This window comes from Hymenobacter terrestris (genome assembly GCF_013377905.1).
Classification (GTDB): domain Bacteria; phylum Bacteroidota; class Bacteroidia; order Cytophagales; family Hymenobacteraceae; genus Hymenobacter; species Hymenobacter terrestris.
In genome coordinates this window covers 1-867 of sequence record NZ_JABKAV010000154.1, presented here as the reverse complement: position 1 = coordinate 867, position 867 = coordinate 1, and the positions used below count along the sequence as shown (strand labels likewise).

General features: G+C 61.4%; 1 protein-coding gene. It reads right to left on the bottom strand.

All coding sequences use genetic code 11. From position 1 onward, the window contains the following. Positions 1–16 precede the first annotated feature (16 nt). Positions 17–784, bottom strand: coding sequence for an IS5 family transposase (locus tag HW556_RS18385; RefSeq protein WP_176901567.1), 768 nt, complete (start codon positions 782–784; stop codon positions 17–19). Positions 785–867 lie beyond the last annotated feature (83 nt).

Sequence of the window (867 nt, the reverse complement as noted above, 5' to 3'; positions counted from 1 at the left end):
AGAGGGTGTTAGGGGATTAATCATGTGCTAATCGATTGAGACACATGGTCATGTTAGCGACTAGTATCCAGGTTTCGTGCGAACGAGGCGTAAATTCATAGTCAATCGCCAAACGGCGAAAGCCCGTGAGCCAGGCGAAGGTTCGCTCCACGACCCAGCGTTTGGCTACCGGCACGAAGCCGCGGGCGCTAGGTGGGCGGCTGCCGAGTTGGTGGGTAAGGCCCAGCCGAACCAGGTGCTGGGCAAAGCGCCCCCGATACCCTTTGTCCGTGACCACCGTCACCAGCCGCTGGCCCCACTGGGGACGGGCGGGCAACAACAGCAGCGCTTCGCCCCCGTCGTGGCCGTTGGCCGCGTGGACGCGACAAGCCAGGATACGCCCCTGTACATCGGTCAGAATCTGCCGCTTGCGGCCATTGACGTGTTTGCCGCCGTCCAGGCCCCGGTGCTCAAAAATGCGCGGGGCCAGCCGCACGCTCTGGCTGTCAAGGCAAATGAGCGAGGGCACCGCCGCCCGGCCAGCGGCCAGACGGTCGGCCTGATTGACCCGGTCAGTGAGTTGCTGCCAGAGCCCGTTGAGCTGCCAGCGGCGGAAATAGTAATACACAGCTGACCAGGGAGCGAAGCACGTGGGTAAGCTGCGCCATTGGCAGCCCGTGCGGCAGATGTAGCGGATGGCGTCCAAAATATGGCGCAGGCAATGCTGCCGTTTACGTTGCACGGGCAGCAGGGGCGCGATAACTTGCCACTGCGAGTCAGTAAGGGGTTGGTATCCATCAACCATAATGCGAGTGGGAGCCTAGGAACTCCACCCGCAACTTACTGACTCGCTTTTATTTGGCACAACGCTAATTCCCCAACACCCTC